Below are 19,019 nucleotides of genomic sequence, written 5' to 3' on the forward strand. Positions count from 1 at the left end.
ATAAAAAAGTAGCTAAAATGCTACTTTTTTATTGTGAGTTGAATGGTTTTGTATTCCAAGGTGCTTTCATAAGTACTTTTGCAAGACCACAATATCCTGAAATACCTGCAAATACCAAACCCATACCGATTGCTGTAGAAATAAGAAAAAACCATGTCGATATGGTATAACCGAGCAATAGTCCTATAAGTATAAGTAAACCTGTAGTAATTTGTACCTGACGCTGAATATCTATAGGTTGTTTTAGATCTTGAACAATAGAAAAATTTTCATTACGCCAAGCGTCTATACCACCTTTAATTATATAATTTTGCTGAGAGAAATTTTTCTCTAAAAAATCTCGATTACTTTGTGTTCTATTACCTGATTTACAATAGAAAAATATAATCTTATTTTGGTACGCTTGCGTATGGTTTGCTAAGTCTTCGAGAGGGATATTAATCGCATGGCGAATATGTTCTCGCATATATTCTTGTTTCGAACGAATGTCGACAATTAGGGAGTCTTCTTGAATAAGCTGAGGGGCTTCTTTAGCAGATATCTCATGTATTGGCACTGTAATCTTCCTCTGTTATTCAGGACAAAAAATATCTTTGAGCGCACTTATCAGCTTTATGACATCTGGATTATGAATACGATAATATAAAGTCTGTGAGTCTCGTCGGTAAGTCACCAAATTTTCATGTCTCATTTTGGCTAAATGCTGAGACAAAGCAGAAGCGCTTAAGTCTATTTTTTTATTCATTTCTCCAACAGTCATTTCACCCTCCTGAATTAATAAGCATAAAATCATTAATCTTTTGGGATTACTGAGTGCTTGCAAAAAGCAGGATGCACTTAAAATATTTTGATATTGTTGCTCTGGATTCATGGTCTCTTTATTAATTTAGTAAAATCTAATTTAGATTAAACTAAATTAAAGAGGAATAAAAGCACACATTGATAAGTTTAGAGGTAAAAATAGTTTGAATTTAATGGAGATGGAATGAGAAAGAAAAAACATAAATGACTTCTCCTTTCTCAGAAATCTAAAGAAGGTTACTGACTTCTAAACACGAAGTATATACAACCAAGTAGACATCCCATGGCCCATAGGTAGTCTAATTTAAAAGGTTGTTTGAACAAAAAAATCATAAATGGTGTAAAAACAATAAGTGTAATGACTTCTTGCGTAATTTTGACTTGCCCTAAAGACCAATTTGTTTGAGAAAGTAGTCGAGTTGCAGGAATCATAAAACTGTATTCAAGTAGAGCAATGCACCAACTAAATAAAATTGCTTTCCATAAAGGAGAGTCATGCATGAATTTTAAATGGCCGTACCATGCAAGTGTCATGAAGCAATTTGAAATAACAAGAAACAGAATTCCGTAATACATAATTGTTCAACATTCATTCTAGATGACTGATTATAGTTTATCTTTTAATGAAATCGTTTAAAATTTAAATGCCATATATACACAATATATTTAAAAATACATTTACGAAAAAATTGATTCTAAATGCTGCATAGTAGAAGTTAGCTCACTTAACATAGCTTGAGCAGATTTTGATATTTGTCTTCGGGGTGCTGTGCATAAAGCAAGAGTTAAAGGATGAATATTTTTATCTTTGATGGGAATAAAGCACAACTCTTTTTTTAAAGTACTGTTCATAACATCTAACTGACTAAGAATTGCTAGACCTAAATTTTGTTTGAGTAGTGAGCGGATCATTTCAATATCATTGCACATAATATGTTGATTAGGATGAATCTGATGATGTTGGTAAATGGCTTCGATTCTTTCCTGAATGACGAGTGGGCGATGTGCGGTAATATGGCGTTGGTCTAATGTGTTAGAAATAGAAATTTCACTGAATTGTGCAAATGCATGTTGTGGTGATACTACAAATCCAATAGGAATTTCTAAAAAAGAAATTACCTCTAAATTTCGATGTTGTTTAGGTTCAAAAATAATCCCAAAGTCGACTTCATTTTGAATGATCTTATGTGCCACAGCATCGCTTTCGTCCACAGTCAGATTAAAATTAATCCAAGGGTACTTTTTGGACATTTTTGCAATAGCATCTATAAGAAAACTATCTGCTAATGCCGCAATACATGCAATATCGACGGTTCCTCGTGTAAGACCTTGAATTTCATCAAACCGTGTTTGTGTAATCTGAAAATCTTTTTTCCATTTTATTAAATCTGCGTAAAGTAATTCGCCTGCAAGGGTCAGACGCATACCATGAGGTAGTCTTTCAAAAAGTGGTACACCAAGTTCTTCTTCAGCCAGTGCAATTTGCCGATGTACTGCCGATACAGAAATATACAATTGATCAGCTGCTTGGCGCAGACTTCCTGTACTTGCCACTGCCATAAAATAGTTGGAGAAACGTGAAAATGGTGCATCCATAAGTGTTCTAAAAATTAGAATGAGATATTCAAATCATTATAATAGACGAAATAGTAGCTTCACATAATAATAATTTTAATTAGCCAAATAAGCGAAAAAGAAAATGATGAGTGCAGCGATAAAAACACAGTCCTTAAATATTGATTTACCTGCTCATTGCACATTTTCTGTAAGCGACTGGCTTAAACTTGCCAAATATTGGTATCCCGTTGCATGTATAGAAGATATTCAAAATGAACCTGTAAAAGCGACACTTTTAGATGAAAATTTAGTCATTTATAAAGTAAAAGGAGAAATTATTGTTGCGAGAGATGTCTGCCCACATCGTGGCGTACCACTGACATTAGGTTCTCATGATGGAGAAGGTGTAATTTGTCCATATCATGGCTTACGCTTTGGCGAGGGTGGAAAATGTAATCGTATTCCATCTAGTCCACAGCAAGCGATTCCAAGTAAGCTAAATTTATATACCTATCGTGTTGTAGAGCAATATGGCTTGGTATGGACATGCCTAACACACGATACACCCGAAATTATACCGAATATGCCACTTTGGCATGAAGATAATGTACAACAGGTGGTATGCACACCTGTAGATATAGAAGCATTTTCAGGGCGACAAGTAGAAGGGTTCTTGGATGTTGCACACTTTGCATGGGTACATACAGGGACATTTGCAGACCCAGAAAATCAACTTGTACCCGACTATACGACACAAGAGACAGCACAGGGTTTTAATGCAGATTATTGGAGTACAGTTGGAGATTATCCAGCCAGCGATACTTTTAAGAAAGCAGATGATTTTAAAATTTTAAGACATTTTGAATTTCATTTGCCATTTACTGCAACGCTTACTATTCACCTTCGAGGGGGCGCAAAGCAAGTCATTATGAATGCTGCTTCGCCTATTTCTGCACGAAAAACACGTCTATTTGCACCTATTGTGAAAAATTACGATCTAAATGACAACGTAGAAGATGTGATTGATTACAACCTGAAAATATTTGAAGAAGACCGCCTTATGGTTGAAACACAAAAACCTGAACGACTTCCTCTCGACTTAACTCTTGAGGCACATATTCCTGCTGATCGTAGCTCGATCATGTTACGCCGTTGTTTGAAAAAAGCAGGATTTGATCAGTTTTTTCTAATTTAACCACTGAATTCTCATAAGTAGCAAAAACGTTAAAGAGTCATTAAATATGGAAAAAATTCAGGTTGTTGTTAAAAGTATGTCACTTCAAGGCGATGGCAATATTGAGGTTGTATTCAAGTCAAAAGATAAAATTACTCTTCCTATTTGGGAGGCAGGTGCACATATTGATGTTTATTTAACACCAATGTTAATACGCCAATATTCTTTGGTCGGGCATCCATTGGATGAACAACATTATACGATTTGTGTAAAAAGAGAAAGTAGCTCTCGAGGAGGTTCTGAGTTTATTCACGATACGCTACGGGTTGGCCATGAGCTGACGATCTCATTGCCACGTAATTATTTTAAATTAGCACCATCAAATGAGTATTATTTAGTGGCAGGTGGTATTGGTATTACACCTATTTTAACGATGGCGGAATACTTAGAGCAGTCAAAGAAACAATTTAAACTTTTTTATTATGTAAAAACCATTGATCAAGTGGCTTTTTTAGAGAGACTAAGGGCTGACTTCCAGCATGGCACTATAGAAATTATTGAAACAATGGATGGGAAAGGTATTCGAAACAGTTTTCCTGATTTCCTAAAAGAGCCTCAAAAAGATAGCCAAATGTATTTATGTGGGCCACAGGGTTTTATGGATGTGTGTATTGAAAAGTCTCTACTGCATGGATGGTCGAATGAGCAAATATTTTTTGAAGCTTTTGCTCCTATAAAAACAAATATTCCAATCAGTCCAGATAATGGTTTCCAAGTCAGATTAAGCTCTACAGGGGAAACATTTCATGTGCCGAACGACAAGACTATTGCAACGGTACTTATCGAAAATAACATAAATATACCTATTTCCTGTGAAATTGGCATGTGTGGTGCATGTTTAACTCAGGTGGTTTGTGGCGAAGTTGACCATCAAGATACTGTTCAGTCGGATGAAGAAAAACAAGCAGATCAGCAATACATTGCGTTGTGTTGCTCTAGAGCCAAAAGTACAGTCTTAGAAATTAACTTATAGCAGTGGAACGAAAGAGACGAGGTATAACATGAATGCAATCCCAGTCGTAAATTTAGTAAATAAGCCTTGCTATAGCCAATTTGAAGAAAGAGATTGGGAAATTTTATCGCAACATTGGTATCCCGTAGCCACTATAGATGAGCTTTCCGTAAAACCTAAGCAAGTTACGTTGTTAGATGTAAAAATTGCAGCTTATAAAACAGAAAGTGGAGACATTCATTTAGTACGTGATATTTGCCCACACCGTGGTGTGCCTTTGACTAAAGGATGGGTAGAAGGTGAGGATATTATTTGCCCATATCATGGACTACGTTATAACGCTGAAGGAAAATGCACTCACATTCCCGCACAGCCTGATTTAGTTAAAATTTCAGGTCGGTTCTCACTCACAAAGTTTCCAGTTATTTTAAAATATGGTTTGGTTTGGACTAGTTTGCAAAATAGAAACCTTGAAGCTGCTTTACTTCCAGAGCTAGACACGTGGGAACATGAAGAGCATCAAAATATCTTGCCTCCATTTGTTGATATTTCAGGTTCAAGTGGTCGACAACTTGAAGGGTTTATTGATGTTGCACATTTTGCATGGGTACATCACAACGCATTTGCGAGCCGTGAAAATCCGATTGTTCCTAAATATTCAACCATAAAAACAAGCTATGGATTGCATACTGAATATGTGAGTGATGTGAGTAATTATCCACATGGATTACAGCACTTAGCGCCGAAAGATTTCTTATGGAAACGTGTGTTCGATGTATATCCACCATTTTCAGCAATATTGACAGTACATTTTCCAAATGATGGCGTGTTAAAAATACTTAATGCCTGTTGCCCAACTTCTCACAATAAAACTCGTCTATTTGTACCACTGACGCGTAATTTTGATACCACAGGAGATTTACAGGCAGTTTATGATTTTAATGCACAAATTTTTGCTGAAGATCAAGAGTTTGTCGAGTCACAAAAACCTGAGGAATTACCTTTAGATTTAACTATGGAGGCGCATTTTGAAGCAGATCGTTCTTCGACCATGTATCGGCGTATTTTGGCAGATTTGGGTTTAAGTAAAAACTATATTGTGTAGAAAAATAGAAAGTGAGGGCAGCGTACAAATACACTGCCCAAAATTTTAAACTTTTTTTAGACTAAATAATAAATTGAGTGCAATTGCTGCAAAAGTGGCTGTACCAATACCACCTAAATTAAAACTACCAAAATGTAATTCAAAATTACCTGCACCGAGAATAATGGTTACAGCAGCAATAATAAGATTATGATTTTGTGCAAAATCAACTTTGTTTTGAATCCAAATTTTTGCACCTGCAATGGTAATTAAACCAAATACCACAATAGATGCCCCTGTAAGTAGTGCTGTTGGAATGGTACTAATTACCGCACCAAATTTTGGCGATAAGCCCAGTAAAACAGCGAACACACCTGCAATGACGAAAATAATTGAAGAATACACTCGAGTAACAGACATGACACCAATGTTTTCACCATAAGTTGTCATACCCGGTGCTCCGAGTCCACCAGATAAAGTTGTAGCCACACCATCTGCAAAAAATGCTTTACCAAGTTGTGGTGTTAGATTCTCATTGGTCATTGCGCCAACTGCTTTAATATGCCCAAGATTTTCAGCGACTAGAATAAGTGCGACTGGGGCAATAATTAAAATTGCATTGGTATCAAATGTTGGGTGTGTGAATGATGGTATTCCGAACCATGGTTGGGCAGCGATTTTTCCAAAATCGATAACCTGACCCAAACCTAAAATATTGGTTGCAACAATATAGATAATATAAGAAAGGACGAGTCCAAGCAGTAATAAAAGACGTTGTAATAAACCTTTAGTAAAAACAGCAACTCCACCCATACATAAAATGGTAATAAGAGCCATCCAAGTATCAAAAGGATTGCCCGCAATAGACTTTACTGTAACAGGTGCAAGGTTTAGACCAATAATCATGACCACTGCACCCGTAACCACAGGAGGCATGAGTTTTTCAATCCATTGTGTTCCTGTGCCCATGACAATGAGGCCAATGATTGCATAGGTTATACCACATGCCATAATGCCTCCGAGTGCAACACCTAAGTTAGGGTTTGCACCTGCACCAATCGCATGTCCTGTTGCTGCTGCAACGACAGAAATAAATGCAAAGCTTGAACCTAAATAACTTGGTACGCGTCCACCTGTAAGTATAAAAAACAAGATTGTACATATACCCGACATTAAAATGGCAAGATTTGGGTTAAACCCCATAAGAATAGGTGCAAGTACTGTTGCACCAAACATCGCGAAAGTATGTTGTAAACCTAAAACGATACTGTGTGATACAGGAAGATACTCGTTCGTTGCAACGGGACGATTTTCGGTTTCACCCTTATATGGGCGCCATTGAGGAAACCATGACATAAAAGAACCAAAGAAGCAGACAAAATTAAAACAATGATACGCGTTGTTGAAAAAAAATTCTGCAAAAAAATAATTTTTTTAAATGATTCATAGATTCAAGATAAAATTAAGATATTGAAAAATATCATATATTCTGTATTTCTATACTCGTATGAACAATCTCATGATAGTTTGACAGTATATTGTTAATGATATCGAGTGATATATCTGGGCTATTGGTTTTTAATGCGAGAATACAAGAAAATTTATTTGTTCCGACTCTCCAAAGGTGTATATCTGTAATGGTGACTTTATCCTGAAGTGTATCAAAAGAATGAATAATACGTTCGACAAGTGGATGATCCATCTCTGCATCTAGTAAGGTTTTTCCTGCCTGTTGAATGAGACCCCATGCCCAGTGAGCAACTAAAAGCGCACCGACAATACCTAATAGTGAATCTAAAAAATTCCAACCTAAATATTTTCCTGCAAAGAGTGCAAGAATTGCAAAAATAGATGTTGCGGCATCTGCAATAACGTGTAGAAAAGCTGCTTTTTGATTAATATCATGGTGACCGTGACCGTGACCGTGACCGTGACCGTGACCGTGACCGTGACCGTGACCGTGACCGTGACCGTGACCGTGACCGTGACCGTGACCGTGACCGTGACCGTGACCGTGGTTATCTTTAAGTAGCCATGCACAAATTAAATTTACAATGAGCCCAAGTGTTGCCACAAAAATAGCATCGTTATATTGAATCGCTATTGGGTGGAGTAAACGCATTGTAGATTCATATCCCATAAATACAGCAACCATCATAAGAATAATAGCGCTTGTATAAGCTGCAAGTACTTCGATTTTCCATGTACCGAAGCAAAAACGATGATCTTTTGCATAGTACTTTGCAGCTTTATATGCAAAATAGGCCAGACCTAACGCCACCATGTGCGAGCTCATGTGCCAACCATCTGCAAGTAATGCCATTGAATTAAATATACTGCCACAAACGATTTCGAGTACCATCATGACTGCTGTAAAAATGGTAGCAATTAAAATTTTTCTTTGGGCTAATGGATTACCCTGATCAAATACATGAGAATGTGCAGGAGAATATGTCCTCTTTTGCATAATATAAATCCTAAATATACTATACTGGGTATAGTATATTTCTTTCTTTAGGAAGTCTATATGAGTCATTTACATGAAAATCGAAAAATCTTAAATCGTTTAAGTCGGTTACAAGGCCAAATTAATGCAATACAAAAAACAGTTAACGACTCGGAAAAGAGTTGTGTAGAGGTATTACAGCAAGTTGCCGCGGTAAAAGGCGCAGTGAATGGACTGATGAATGAATTAATTGAAGAACATTTAAAGCATCATGTACTCACAGGTACTCAATACAATGAAAGTGAAATGGAAGAGTTCTTTAAACTACTTAAAAAATATAGAGAGTAGATGGCTACTCTCTATATGTGTATTGATTGTTGCTAAAATAAATACTTAACCTGTATTGCGTAAACCTGCAGCAATTCCTGTAATACTTACCATTAATGAGTGGTCTACAGGCGTATGCTCGGCTTGATGTTCTGCAACATAAGCACGGCGACGACGCATTAATTCTGCTTGCAATAAATGTAGTGGAAGAAGATACGTTTTACGCACACGCATTGCTTGGTCAAGTACTTCATTTTGACTTAATAGCTCAGATTCACCTTTTAAACGAAGTAATGTATCAATCGCATCTTGTAGTCGTTGACGTAACTCGTTGCCTAATGCATGTAAGTTTGGATCATTTGTTAGATGTGCTTCGTAATACCAAGCAACATCACCATCTGACTTCGATAACACCATCTCTAACATATCGATAAGCGTTTTGAAATACGGCCACTCTTGTAGCATTTCATCTAATTGCGATTTCTTATCTGCATTGAGTATTTCATCTAGTGCAGCCCCTGTTCCTAGCCAAGCAGGAAGCATTAAACGAATTTGTGTCCAAGCAAATACCCAAGGAATCGCACGTAAAGATTCGATACCACCGCTTACTTTACGTTTTGCAGGACGAGAACCTAAAGGTAACATTTGTAACTCTAGTTCAGGTGTAACTGTACGTAAGTAACTTACAAAATGTGGGTTTTCACGAACCGTTGCACGGTACACATGTACAGATGTTTCTGTCATCTGATCCATGAGCGTGCGCCATGCCTTTTTAGGCACAGGAGGTGGGAGTAGGGTCGCCTCAAGTGTTGCGGCTGTATAAATTTCCAAATTCTGTAAAGCAATGTCTGCGACACCAAATTTGAATCGAATCATTTCTCCTTGTTCAGTAACACGAATGGCACCTGAAATTGAACCCGGTGGTTGAGAGTACAAGGCTTGTTGAGTCGGTGCACCACCACGACTGATTGATCCGCCACGACCGTGAAATAGTGTTAAGCGCACATCATGGTTTTTCGCAACAGCAGTTAATTCTTCCTGAGCACGGTACTGTGCCCAATTGGCAGACATAAAGCCTGCATCTTTTGCAGAGTCTGAATAACCAATCATTACCTCATGTTTACCCTGAATATGCTGTTTGTACCAATGCATATTAAAGAGTGTATCCATGGCTTTTGAAGCACCATCTAAATCTTTTAGGGTTTCAAACAAAGGCACGACACGCAAAGGATGCTGAATGCCTGCTTCTTTTTGCAACAGTAGCACAGCCAACACATCGCTTGGATGCTCTGCCATTGAAATAATGTAAGCACCTAAAGACTCAGGAGGTTGTTCAGCCAATGTACGCATTGTTGCAAACACTTCTTGTACATCGGGGTGGTTGATTAGACTTGTTTTTGGTTCATGAATAATTTTAGGAAGTAGAGGACGTTTACTTTGTAATTCATTAAGCAAAAAGTTTTGCTTTGCCTGTTCTGTCCATGTCTCAAAATTTCCAAGACCCAAGTATTCCGTAATTGCTGAAATTGCTTGGCGATGGCGTGTAGATTCTTGACGAATATCTAGTTTAAGTAGCTCAATTCCGAAGCATTGAACACGATGGATGAAATCGAGTAAATTACCATTGGCAATTTCTGCAAGATTACATTCAATTAATGATTTATGACAAAGCATTAAAGGTTCTAATAAGTCGTTTTTATGACGAATTAAGCGAGGGTGATCTGTGGTTGGATTACCTTGCAATTTGTCTGCAAGCCATTCGTGAGTTAAACGTAAACGTTCACGGGTATCTCTTAAATACTCACGATAAGGTTCTGCATGATCATTGCCTAAAGCTTGGCGTAGTTCAGGCGTACATTCCTGAATAGACAGTTCCCAACGTAGACTTTCTAAGTCACGTAAGTAGAGGTCAGTTGCTTGCCAGCGAGAAAACCATAGTACTTGCTGAGTAACCTTATGTGTAACATTTGGGTTCCCATCACGGTCGCCACCCATCCAAGAGGCAAAACGTATAGGTGTTGAGTGTATTGGCAAAGGCTTACCACATTTTTCTTCAACCAATGCACTTAATTCACGTAAAAAGCGTGGAATCGCTTTCCATAGTGTTTGCTCAATAACTGCAAAGCCCCATTTCGCTTCATCTACAGGTGTTGGACGCTGTTGACGAATTTCGTCCGTATGCCATGCAGAACAGATAAGATGCTTCAGGTCTTCAATAATTTTTGTGCGTTGATGAGGCGTTAATTTCTTCTGATCTAATGTTTCAAGACATAGATTAATATTGTCATACTTTTGAATAAGCGTACGACGACTGACTTCTGTTGGGTGAGCAGTAAGTACAAGCTCAATATTTAAATCACAGATTTGTTGATATAGCGTTTCTTGATCAATATCGTGCTGTTGTAGTTTTTCAAATAGTGGAATGAGTGGATTTGGTGAAGTTCGTGCTGTATCGAATTCAGCTTCTCGACGTCCACGTACAACATGGTATTGTTCTGCAATATTTGCAAAATTTAAAAAATTGGTAAAGGCGCGTGTGAGTGGAAGGAAAGCATCATCCTCAAGGTTCAAAAATAATTCTTCTAGCTTTTTTTCAGCTTCAATTTGACCATCACTTGCACCCTTTGCCAAAGCACGAATTTGTTCAACTTGGTTAAACAGATCTTCTCCAACATGTCTTTTTAAAGTTTCTCCAAGGAGATTGCCTAAAAGACGAACATCGTCGCGTAATGGGGCATCGATATCTTGTGCCATAATAAATTCCTTCTAAGGAGTATGTTTCTTATAAAATAAAGAATGATGCTTTGAATTATTAATCCTCAATAATCTCCTTCAACCATAGCAAATAAAGATCAAAAAATCTTTAGCCATTGGTCTACCATTGGTTTAAAAATAGAAAAGATTTGAACTGATCATGTGTATGTTCAGCATAGCCAAGAAATATGTGAAGGAATGACATAAATACTTACATTTTGTTTAGTAGTTTTGTGAATTATGCAGAACTATATTGGGATTGTAGATGCTAAATTTACAAAACTACTTTATAGTAGTGGGCTAATTTTAAAAGATAATTTCAAGCAATGATCCATGGCATCATAAGAGGTCATGAGAGAGGTCTACACTACATGGGGCAAGACAATATTCTCAAGCACCGACGTTTAATGAATTGGGCATATGTTTTTATGTTTTTTGCATTATTCACTGCTGTCACAGGTGTCATTGCCTACCTCTTGTCTGCAAAAGTTGCACATGCACAAGATGTCGAAGTTTGGATACAAGCCCAAGCTTTATGGGTTATGCGCAGTATTCTCTTTTTTATTACTACAAGTATTTTTGCCTCATTGTGGTTTATTCCTTTACACTTTTACTACTGGGACACTTTCTTGTGGGTAAAAGGTTGTACGATTGCTGGAATCGTTTTTGTCTTTATTGCATGGATGATGTTGCTCAATGCCTTTATTAAAGGCTTGGTCAGATATGTAAAAAAGAAAGCTGTATTTTAGTAAAATTAAATTTTCTACAAATCTCCCCTTGTAAAATAAATCAATAGCCCAATCTATTCGAAAGTTATCGTATTTTTTCAAATTCCGTAAGGAGCATCGCCTATCATGGCTAAACGTGATTATTATGAGGTTTTAGGTGTAGCTAAAACCGCAAGTGATGATGAAATTAAAAAAGCCTACCGTAAGTTGGCGATGAAATATCACCCTGACCGCAACCCTGACAATGCTGAAGCTGAAGATAAGTTCAAAGAAGCAAGTGAAGCTTATGAAGTACTTTCAGATAGCGAAAAACGTAGTATGTATGACCGTATGGGACATAATGCGTTTGAAGGTGGCTTTGGTGGTGGCGGTGGCTTCGGCGGCGGCGGTTTTAGCGCAGAAGACATTTTTAGCCAGTTTGGTGATATTTTCGGTGGTGCATTTGGTGGTGGTGGCCGTGGTCAACAACGTCAACGTAAAGGCTCCGATCTTCGTTATGTTATGGAGCTCTCGTTAGAAGAAGCAGTTTCAGGCGTTAAGAAAACCATTACATTTACTGCTCCTGCACCTTGTGATGCTTGCGATGGTAAAGGTTCTCAAAATCCAAATGATGTACAAACATGTACGACCTGTCATGGTGCAGGTCAAGTGCGTATGCAACAAGGATTTTTCTCTGTACAGCAAACATGTAGTACATGTCATGGACAGGGTAAAATTATTAAAAACCCATGTGGTACCTGTCATGGTTCTGGTGTAAAAGATCGTCAACAATCGTTAGAAGTAACGATTCCTGCAGGTGTTGACAATGGCGACCGCGTTCGCTTGACTGGTAAAGGTGAAGCAATTCGTAATGGTCAAGCAGGTGACTTATATGTAGAAGTTGCTGTACGTGAGCATGCTGTATTTCAGCGTGACGGTGCAGACCTATATATGGATGTACCGATTAGCATTGCAGATGCAGCGCTTGGCAAAGAAATTGAAATTCCAACGCTTGATAGCCGTGTAAGCTTGAAAATTCCTGAAGGCACACAAAATGGAAAAGTTTTCCGTTTGCGTGGCAAAGGTGTTCGTCCTGTACGTGCAAGCATGGTTGGTGATTTACTTTGTCGTATTGTGGTCGAAACCCCTGTAAATCTAACCAGTCATCAGCGTGATTTACTAAAAGAGCTTCAAGCTTCTATGGATGGCACAGACCATCATTCAAGCGAAAAGAAAAAATCTTTCTTTGATCGTTTAAAAGAAACATTCGATTAATTTATTGAATGACTATAAAAAACCTACCTGCAAATGGTAGGTTTTTTTTATGTTTAGGTCGAAACGGATCATTTTAGTTTGTTATATTAGATAACATAAAAGACTCAATGTTTAGGAAAAGAAAATGTCTAGTTCACCTCGTATTGGTATTTTAGGTGCAGGCGGTCGAATGGGCCGTATTTTAATTCAGGCGGTACAACAAGCGGGTTATACTTTAGCTGCTGCTGTAGAGCGTCCTGAAAGTTCTCTGGTGGGTGCAGATGCAGGAGAGTTGGCGGGCATTGGCAAACTAGATGTGAAAATTGTTGGTGGACTAGAAACTGTACTTAAAGAGGTCGATGTTATTATTGACTTCACAGCACCTGCTGCAACAGAACAGCATCTAAAATTATGTCGTGATGCAGGTGTTGCAATGGTCATTGGTACGACAGGTTTTTCAGACGAACAAAAACAAATTCTTGAAGAAACAGCAAAATATATTCCAATTGTATATGCAGCTAACTACTCGGTGGGTGTAAATGTTTCTATTAAACTTCTTGAACTTGCTGCTAAAGTATTTGGTGATACGGTAGATATAGAAGTCATTGAAGCACATCATCGTCATAAAGTAGATGCACCATCAGGTACAGCACTTATGATGGGTGAAGCTGTGGCTGATACACTTGGTCGCAATTTAAAAGAAGTTGCTGTATATGGCCGTGAAGGGTATACGGGACCAAGAGATCGTCAAACGATTGGTTTTGAAACGATTCGTGGCGGCGATATTGTTGGTGAACATACCGTGATGTTCATTGGTGAAGGTGAACGTGTAGAAGTGACACATAAGGCAACAAACCGTATGAACTTTGCTTCTGGTGCTGTACGTGCGGCTGCATGGGTCGTTGGAAAAGAAGCACAAAAATATGATATGCAAGATGTCTTAGATTTGAAAAAACCTTTGAACTAATTTTATAAGCCTGAACATTGTTCAGGCTTTTTTATGAAAACTGAATCACAATATTTTCATATGATGTGTTTTGTTTAAAATTAAATAAAATAGATCATTAAATTGTTATATTATTTTACTGATTTAAATATAGTCAATTTACTGTCATGGTTTGAAGTTAATCTAAGCTTCCTCATAGAAACATGACGGTAAAAAACCATGCCTTTAAGAAATAACGTCGAGGTAAGAGCTCAGCGTATTATTTTACGCGTTTTTTCAGCGACAGATGCAAGAGAAGCATTTGAAGCAATGACACCTAGCTTGTCGAAGTTTATGAGTTGGGAGGTACCTAAAACCCCTGCTGATTTTGAAAAAGTTTGGAAAGGTTGGGAAGAAAATCGTAAACGAGAGTTAGAGATTGTTTTCGTTATTCGAGATAGAAAAACACAAGAGTTTTTAGGGCTTGTGGGGTTACATCGTTTAACTACTGCGCCTCGTATTGGTATTTGGATTAAAGAAGTCAGTCATGGACGTGGGTACGGTAAAGCATCTGTACAAGCAGTCATTGAATGGGCAGCGCAGGAGCTAGGAATTGAGCAATTTAGTTATTCTGTTGCAGAAGAGAATATTGCCAGTCAACGTATTGCACAGTCGCTCGGCGGTGTCAAAAATGGTTATTTAGTGGGTTCGAAATATAACGCACAAATTTATAAAATTATGCATCATGTTCCGATATTCAAAGAGGCTTTATAAATTTAAGATTAAAGAGCGATATAAGAACAAGATATAATTTTTAAAAATAAATATTTATTCAAATGGGATCATGGGGTTTATGCCCAGAAGTCTGAGCATAAACATATCAAATATTAAGAAAAATCAGATTTTAAAACCACACGGTAACGAACATTCCCAGATTTTAGGTGTTCGATAGCTTCATTCACTTTTGACATTGGATATAACTCAATTTGTGGTGCAATGTTTTTACGTGCTGCAAATTTTAAGAGCTGACGTAATGTAGATGGTGAACCAGTCGTTGAGCCTGCTAATGATTTTGTACCACTGATTAATAATGGCGCAGGAATTGATACAGGTTCTAAAGGAATACCTAAGAGATGTAGACTGCCATTTGGGGCAAGTGTTGAAAGATAACTTGCCCAATCTAAAGTCACATTCACCGTACTGAGTAAAAGATCAAATTTTCCAGTCTGTGATTTTAAAGCCTCTGAATCTCGGCTATTAACAACATGGTCTGCACCCATTGCCTTGAGTTCATCTGTTTTATCTAGATTTGAAGTAAAGGCTGTAATCTCGCAACCCCATGCTTTCAATAGCTTAATGGCAATATGTCCTAAGCCACCAATACCAACGACACCAACGTGGTGAATGGCTTTGATGTCATGTTGAATGATTGGATTGAAGACAGTAATACCTCCACACAATAAAGGTCCTGCACTCTCAGGATTAACTTCATCTGGTAAAGGAATAGCCCATTGCCAACCTGCACGTACTTTATCTGCAAAACCACCAGCATGACCTACAATCGTTGGTGTTTGCTCACCTGTACAAAGGACTTGATGACCGCTAATACATTGATCACATGACTCACAACTTTCAGCATTCCAGCCAATACCAACACGTTGTCCGACTTTAAGACCTTTTGCTTCTGAGCCTAAGCGTGAAATTGTGCCAATAACTTCGTGACCTGCCACCACAGGATAAGATGAAACGCCCCAATCATTATTAAGGACGGATAGGTCGGAGTGGCATAACCCACAATATTCAACTTTAACTTCAACTTGATGAGCTTCGAGCTCACCTGCATCGAATTCATATGCTTCTAGTTTTGCACCAGCTTCTTTTGCTGCATAAGCACGAATCGTATTGTTAGACATTGTTTCTCCTAGAATTAAGTTTTTATTTTATATTACTTAAACATACAATCATTTTCATGATCATTCACCATGCCAGAAGCTTGCATAAATGCATAGCAGATGGTTGGGCCGACAAACTTAAAACGATACTTTTTAAGCGCTTTTGACATCGCTTGACTTATGATTGTACTACTTGGAAGTGTCTTGTAATTATCGATATGATGGATAATTGTTTTTTGTTGTACAAAAGACCAAAGCCATGTGGATACATCACCCACTTCTGATTTAAGCGCTTGCCATGCAATAGCATTATCACGAATTGAATAAATTTTTTTAGCGTGCCGTATCAAGCCTTGATCTTGTAATTTTTCTGTTAGAAAATGATCTGAAAATTGTGCAATCTCATGGATAGAAAATTGGAAAAAGTGGTGGCGATAGCATTCGCGCTTCTTGAGAACGGTTAGCCAAGAAAGTCCAGCCTGTTGTCCTTCTAGACAGAGTAACTCAAAGAGGCTTTGCTCATCATATAAGGGTTTTCCCCATTCTAAATCATGATACTGAATATATATGGAATCGTTTAAGCACCAACCACAGCGTGACATATCATTGATCTCATCGTTATTATCTAATGTGTTTAGATTAAACGAAAGTTTATGAGATAAGAATAGGGGATGGGGGATTACGAAACGTCGTTAAATGCTTGCCATATGCTGTGTTTTTGATCCCAAAAAAATAGTTTAGCATTCTTTAAGGCTTCAAAAGAAAGCCAAACATCAGTGCCTTTCTTCTCATTAAATCCTGTACTGATAAGCAGTCCTTCTTCAGAAACTTCCATAATCCAACCTTGATAAGTTATTTCAGGAAATTCAATTTTCTGTTGGTTGCCAGATTCTGCAAATTCAATTAAAGATGCTAACTGTTGATCAGACATTAAAAATCACCATTTAAATAAGGGAAGGGGTTTGTTGCACCACGTCCTTTGCCTGTTAAATAAATACCGTAGTGTAAATGGCTTGCTGTATATTTTGCATTGCCACTATTTCCCACATAGCCAATTGTATCACCAATGTGAACATAGTCGCCCACACGTAATCCAGATTTATGACGATCTAAATGTGCATAATAGTGCCATGAGCCACTAGGGCCTAGAATCCAAACAACATTTCCACCTAAGTTATTGCCTTGTAGGCTAGCGATGATTCCTTCTGTTGCACTAATGACACGTGTTCCACGTGGAGCCATAATGTCTACACCTTCATGGCGTCTACCTACACTGCGTGCAGCTCCCCAAGTGTCTGTGAGCTGCTGACGTGTAATACCAAAGACAGGAATTGGTAAAACAGGGCTAAGTGGCAATTGTTTCAAATATTGAACATCTCTTGCAGGTAAGGGATGTGATTTTTTAACAGGAGTATGCTGGCATGCACTGATCAAAAAAGTACAGCAAAGAATAATAATAGAGGTTGAATATTTCACTGAAAGATCCTTTTTACATGGGTTTAAACACCAAGATCTTTATATTTATTGGCTGTCGTAATCACTTTTTTCATTGCAGTTGGAATACCTCGTTCGTCTGCTTGTTCTGGTGTTATCCATTCACCACCAATATTTTTAGCAAAGATCTCTTTTTGTTCAGGTGTAATACTTACAACTTGAACTTCTAATTGCCATGTAAAATGTGTAAAGCTGTGCTTAATTTCAAATGTCGATTCAACGGATGGTAGACTCAAAGCACGATATTCTTGCTGTATTGGTACATCATAAATTGGAAGAGACCATAAGCCACCCCACAATCCAGTCGATGGACGCTGATACCAAAGCCAAAGATTATGAGAGCGAAGTAGTAGAACCTTTGCATATTTTATTGGTACAGGTTTTTTTGTTTTCTTAAAAGGAAGCTCGTTTTCAAGTCCTTGTTGATGTGCTTTGCAATGTTTTTGCATTGGACAATAAAGGCATAATGGTTTTTTAGGGGTACATACTGTTGCACCTAAATCCATAATTGCTTGTGTATAGTCGTGGTTGCGCTCTGTTGGACAAAGTGAAGTTGCAAGACGCCACATTTCCTTTTCATGAATAGACTTCGTTAAGTCATCTTCAATAGCAAAGAACCGAGCGAGTACACGCTTCACATTACCATCCATAATTACGCCGTATTTACGTAATCCGAGTGACATGAGTGCGCCTGCTGTCGAACGTCCAATACCAGGTAGCGCAATCCATTCTTCGAAGGTTTGTGGAAGTATTTTATTATTCTTAACGACTTGAGTTGCAGCTTTATGTAAGTTTCTTGCTCTTGCATAGTATCCAAGTCCTGCCCAATAAGGAGCGACCTCTTCCCATGATGCTTCGCCCAGTGCAACAACAGTTGGAAAGCGTTCAATAAAGCGGTCAAAATATTTGAGGACTGTTTTAACTTGGGTTTGCTGAAGCATAATCTCAGATACCCATACTTTGTAAGGATTATCTGAAACTTGCCAAGGTAGGTCATGACGACCATAGTCATCAAACCAGTTGAGTAATGCTTGAGAAAAAGAAAAATTCGACATATAAACCCTATTCTTAATACGACATATTATAAATCGAATTAGATTAAAAATAAGGTTTAAACAGTTATTTTAATATTTACGCTACATTAAGATAGAGCATCTAAATCTGGTTGGTGTACACCCCAACGTTGATCTAACTGAAGTGCTTGTTTTTCATAGCGTGGAATAATATGAATGTGTAGATGCGCAGTACGGTCTTCGAATACATCACCATCATTGAAACCAATATGATAACCAGATGGTTTATAGCGCATTTCTAATTCATTACGTGCTTTTTCTAGCAAAGACATTAAGCTTTTTCGTTCTTGATCTGTAATTTCAAAAAATGAACTGATATGGCGTAAAGGTACAATAACCACATGACCTTTAGACAATGAAGTAGGCTCTGGAAAAACTACACCAAATTCGTTTTTTGCAATGATATCGTACTCATCTACATCGCAATAGATACATTTTTCTGAGGACATGATGTGTTCCTTTAGGCCATATCATTGAATAATATAAAGAGTTTAACCGATCTCTTTATATTATTGGCTT

At 37.7% G+C, this 19,019-nt stretch carries 21 protein-coding genes; 8 read left to right on the forward strand and 13 right to left on the reverse strand.

What is annotated here, in order from left to right; translation table 11 throughout:
* Positions 1–28 precede the first annotated feature (28 nt).
* From I2F23_RS13990 to I2F23_RS06235, 4 genes are all read right to left on the reverse strand, one after another.
* Positions 29–556 carry a rhodanese-like domain-containing protein gene (locus I2F23_RS13990; RefSeq protein WP_195771694.1) on the reverse strand — a complete coding sequence of 176 codons (528 nt, stop codon included), beginning with the start codon at positions 554–556 and terminating at the stop codon, positions 29–31.
* Positions 557–571: 15 nt separating this feature from the next.
* Positions 572–871 carry an ArsR/SmtB family transcription factor gene (locus I2F23_RS06225; protein WP_195771695.1) on the reverse strand — a complete coding sequence of 100 codons (300 nt, stop codon included), beginning with the start codon at positions 869–871 and terminating at the stop codon, positions 572–574.
* A 167-nt stretch (positions 872–1,038) separates the two neighbouring features.
* Positions 1,039–1,377 carry a DMT family protein gene (locus I2F23_RS06230; RefSeq protein ID WP_195771696.1) on the reverse strand — a complete coding sequence of 113 codons (339 nt, stop codon included), beginning with the start codon at positions 1,375–1,377 and terminating at the stop codon, positions 1,039–1,041.
* Between the two features lie 102 nt (positions 1,378–1,479).
* Positions 1,480–2,397: a LysR family transcriptional regulator gene (locus I2F23_RS06235; protein ID WP_195771697.1), complete on the reverse strand. Its 918-nt coding sequence runs from the start codon at positions 2,395–2,397 to the stop codon at positions 1,480–1,482.
* Positions 2,398–2,503: 106 nt separating this feature from the next.
* Here I2F23_RS06235 and I2F23_RS06240 point away from each other — a divergent pair, with 106 nt between their 5' ends.
* From I2F23_RS06240 to I2F23_RS06250, 3 genes are read left to right on the forward strand one after another with little or no spacing between them, the layout of a single operon-like run.
* Positions 2,504–3,553 carry a Rieske 2Fe-2S domain-containing protein gene (locus I2F23_RS06240; RefSeq protein ID WP_195771756.1) on the forward strand — a complete coding sequence of 350 codons (1,050 nt, stop codon included), beginning with the start codon at positions 2,504–2,506 and terminating at the stop codon, positions 3,551–3,553.
* Positions 3,554–3,599: 46 nt separating this feature from the next.
* Positions 3,600–4,565, forward strand: coding sequence for a PDR/VanB family oxidoreductase (locus I2F23_RS06245; RefSeq protein WP_195771698.1), 966 nt, complete (start codon positions 3,600–3,602; stop codon positions 4,563–4,565).
* 28 nt (positions 4,566–4,593) lie between these two features.
* Positions 4,594–5,649 (forward strand): aromatic ring-hydroxylating oxygenase subunit alpha, encoded by a 1,056-nt coding sequence (locus I2F23_RS06250; RefSeq protein ID WP_195771699.1) that lies wholly within the window; start codon positions 4,594–4,596, stop codon positions 5,647–5,649.
* A gap of 45 nt (positions 5,650–5,694) precedes the next feature.
* On the opposite strand, the gene I2F23_RS06255 is transcribed toward I2F23_RS06250, so the two are convergent.
* Together I2F23_RS06255 and dmeF are read right to left on the reverse strand one after the other, a co-directional pair.
* A complete protein-coding gene (locus I2F23_RS06255; RefSeq protein ID WP_195771700.1) occupies positions 5,695–6,984 on the reverse strand; it encodes a solute carrier family 23 protein in 1,290 nt (429 codons plus the stop codon).
* Between the two features lie 124 nt (positions 6,985–7,108).
* A complete protein-coding gene (gene dmeF / locus I2F23_RS06260) occupies positions 7,109–8,095 on the reverse strand; it encodes a CDF family Co(II)/Ni(II) efflux transporter DmeF (protein ID WP_195771701.1) in 987 nt (328 codons plus the stop codon).
* A 60-nt stretch (positions 8,096–8,155) separates the two neighbouring features.
* On the opposite strand from dmeF, the gene I2F23_RS06265 reads away from it, so the two are divergent.
* Complete coding sequence (locus I2F23_RS06265; protein WP_195771702.1) at positions 8,156–8,422, forward strand: metal/formaldehyde-sensitive transcriptional repressor; 267 nt, start codon at positions 8,156–8,158, stop codon at positions 8,420–8,422.
* 45 nt (positions 8,423–8,467) lie between these two features.
* Here I2F23_RS06265 and ppc read toward each other — a convergent pair whose 3' ends face one another.
* A complete protein-coding gene (ppc, locus tag I2F23_RS06270) occupies positions 8,468–11,155 on the reverse strand; it encodes a phosphoenolpyruvate carboxylase (protein ID WP_195771703.1) in 2,688 nt (895 codons plus the stop codon).
* A gap of 371 nt (positions 11,156–11,526) precedes the next feature.
* Between ppc and I2F23_RS06275 the strand changes: the two genes are divergently transcribed.
* The 4 genes from I2F23_RS06275 (at position 11,527) to I2F23_RS06290 (ending at position 14,815) form a co-directional block, all read left to right on the forward strand.
* Positions 11,527–11,904, forward strand: coding sequence for a hypothetical protein (locus tag I2F23_RS06275; RefSeq protein WP_195771704.1), 378 nt, complete (start codon positions 11,527–11,529; stop codon positions 11,902–11,904).
* Positions 11,905–12,009: 105 nt separating this feature from the next.
* Complete coding sequence (gene dnaJ / locus I2F23_RS06280) at positions 12,010–13,137, forward strand: molecular chaperone DnaJ (protein WP_195771705.1); 1,128 nt, start codon at positions 12,010–12,012, stop codon at positions 13,135–13,137.
* Positions 13,138–13,261: 124 nt separating this feature from the next.
* On the forward strand, positions 13,262–14,083 hold the full coding sequence (gene dapB, locus I2F23_RS06285; RefSeq protein ID WP_195771706.1) for a 4-hydroxy-tetrahydrodipicolinate reductase: 822 nt from the start codon (positions 13,262–13,264) through the stop codon (positions 14,081–14,083).
* A 198-nt stretch (positions 14,084–14,281) separates the two neighbouring features.
* A complete protein-coding gene (locus I2F23_RS06290; RefSeq protein ID WP_195771707.1) occupies positions 14,282–14,815 on the forward strand; it encodes a GNAT family N-acetyltransferase in 534 nt (177 codons plus the stop codon).
* A 113-nt stretch (positions 14,816–14,928) separates the two neighbouring features.
* On the opposite strand, the gene ahr is transcribed toward I2F23_RS06290, so the two are convergent.
* From ahr to I2F23_RS06320, 6 genes are all read right to left on the reverse strand, one after another.
* The gene (gene ahr / locus I2F23_RS06295; protein ID WP_195771708.1) at positions 14,929–15,954 is read right to left on the reverse strand and encodes an NADPH-dependent aldehyde reductase Ahr; all 1,026 of its coding nucleotides are present in this window, start codon (positions 15,952–15,954) and stop codon (positions 14,929–14,931) included.
* Between the two features lie 32 nt (positions 15,955–15,986).
* Positions 15,987–16,535 (reverse strand): DNA-3-methyladenine glycosylase I, encoded by a 549-nt coding sequence (locus I2F23_RS06300; RefSeq protein ID WP_195771709.1) that lies wholly within the window; start codon positions 16,533–16,535, stop codon positions 15,987–15,989.
* Positions 16,536–16,612: 77 nt separating this feature from the next.
* Positions 16,613–16,864, reverse strand: coding sequence for a PH domain-containing protein (locus I2F23_RS06305; RefSeq protein WP_195771710.1), 252 nt, complete (start codon positions 16,862–16,864; stop codon positions 16,613–16,615).
* Positions 16,864–17,409, reverse strand: a complete 546-nt coding sequence (locus I2F23_RS06310; protein WP_195771711.1) for a M23 family metallopeptidase — start codon at positions 17,407–17,409, stop codon at positions 16,864–16,866. The genes I2F23_RS06305 and I2F23_RS06310 overlap by 1 nt, the downstream gene beginning before the upstream one ends.
* Before the next feature lie 23 nt (positions 17,410–17,432).
* Positions 17,433–18,482: an A/G-specific adenine glycosylase gene (mutY, locus tag I2F23_RS06315; RefSeq protein WP_195771712.1), complete on the reverse strand. Its 1,050-nt coding sequence runs from the start codon at positions 18,480–18,482 to the stop codon at positions 17,433–17,435.
* An 86-nt stretch (positions 18,483–18,568) separates the two neighbouring features.
* A complete protein-coding gene (locus tag I2F23_RS06320) occupies positions 18,569–18,949 on the reverse strand; it encodes an HIT family protein (protein WP_195771713.1) in 381 nt (126 codons plus the stop codon).
* Positions 18,950–19,019 lie beyond the last annotated feature (70 nt).

This window comes from Acinetobacter pollinis, assembly GCF_015627175.1.
Taxonomy (GTDB): domain Bacteria; phylum Pseudomonadota; class Gammaproteobacteria; order Pseudomonadales; family Moraxellaceae; genus Acinetobacter; species Acinetobacter pollinis.

Excerpts from the sequence above, each read along its gene's own strand:
- I2F23_RS06225 (WP_195771695.1), bottom strand. The coding sequence starts at position 871 with ATGAATCCAGAGCAACAATATCAAAATATTTTAAGTGCATCCTGCTTT.
- I2F23_RS06230 (WP_195771696.1), bottom strand. The coding sequence starts at position 1,377 with ATGTATTACGGAATTCTGTTTCTTGTTATTTCAAATTGCTTCATGACA.
- I2F23_RS06235 (WP_195771697.1), bottom strand. The coding sequence starts at position 2,397 with ATGGATGCACCATTTTCACGTTTCTCCAACTATTTTATGGCAGTGGCA.
- I2F23_RS06240 (WP_195771756.1), top strand. The coding sequence starts at position 2,504 with ATGAGTGCAGCGATAAAAACACAGTCCTTAAATATTGATTTACCTGCT.
- I2F23_RS06245 (WP_195771698.1), top strand. The coding sequence starts at position 3,600 with ATGGAAAAAATTCAGGTTGTTGTTAAAAGTATGTCACTTCAAGGCGAT.
- I2F23_RS06250 (WP_195771699.1), top strand. The coding sequence starts at position 4,594 with ATGAATGCAATCCCAGTCGTAAATTTAGTAAATAAGCCTTGCTATAGC.
- I2F23_RS06255 (WP_195771700.1), bottom strand. The coding sequence starts at position 6,984 with ATGTCATGGTTTCCTCAATGGCGCCCATATAAGGGTGAAACCGAAAAT.
- dmeF (WP_195771701.1), bottom strand. The coding sequence starts at position 8,095 with ATGCAAAAGAGGACATATTCTCCTGCACATTCTCATGTATTTGATCAG.
- I2F23_RS06265 (WP_195771702.1), top strand. The coding sequence starts at position 8,156 with ATGAGTCATTTACATGAAAATCGAAAAATCTTAAATCGTTTAAGTCGG.
- ppc (WP_195771703.1), bottom strand. The coding sequence starts at position 11,155 with ATGGCACAAGATATCGATGCCCCATTACGCGACGATGTTCGTCTTTTA.
- I2F23_RS06275 (WP_195771704.1), top strand. The coding sequence starts at position 11,527 with ATGGGGCAAGACAATATTCTCAAGCACCGACGTTTAATGAATTGGGCA.
- dnaJ (WP_195771705.1), top strand. The coding sequence starts at position 12,010 with ATGGCTAAACGTGATTATTATGAGGTTTTAGGTGTAGCTAAAACCGCA.
- dapB (WP_195771706.1), top strand. The coding sequence starts at position 13,262 with ATGTCTAGTTCACCTCGTATTGGTATTTTAGGTGCAGGCGGTCGAATG.
- I2F23_RS06290 (WP_195771707.1), top strand. The coding sequence starts at position 14,282 with ATGCCTTTAAGAAATAACGTCGAGGTAAGAGCTCAGCGTATTATTTTA.
- ahr (WP_195771708.1), bottom strand. The coding sequence starts at position 15,954 with ATGTCTAACAATACGATTCGTGCTTATGCAGCAAAAGAAGCTGGTGCA.
- I2F23_RS06300 (WP_195771709.1), bottom strand. The coding sequence starts at position 16,535 with ATGTCACGCTGTGGTTGGTGCTTAAACGATTCCATATATATTCAGTAT.
- I2F23_RS06305 (WP_195771710.1), bottom strand. The coding sequence starts at position 16,864 with ATGTCTGATCAACAGTTAGCATCTTTAATTGAATTTGCAGAATCTGGC.
- mutY (WP_195771712.1), bottom strand. The coding sequence starts at position 18,482 with ATGTCGAATTTTTCTTTTTCTCAAGCATTACTCAACTGGTTTGATGAC.
- I2F23_RS06320 (WP_195771713.1), bottom strand. The coding sequence starts at position 18,949 with ATGTCCTCAGAAAAATGTATCTATTGCGATGTAGATGAGTACGATATC.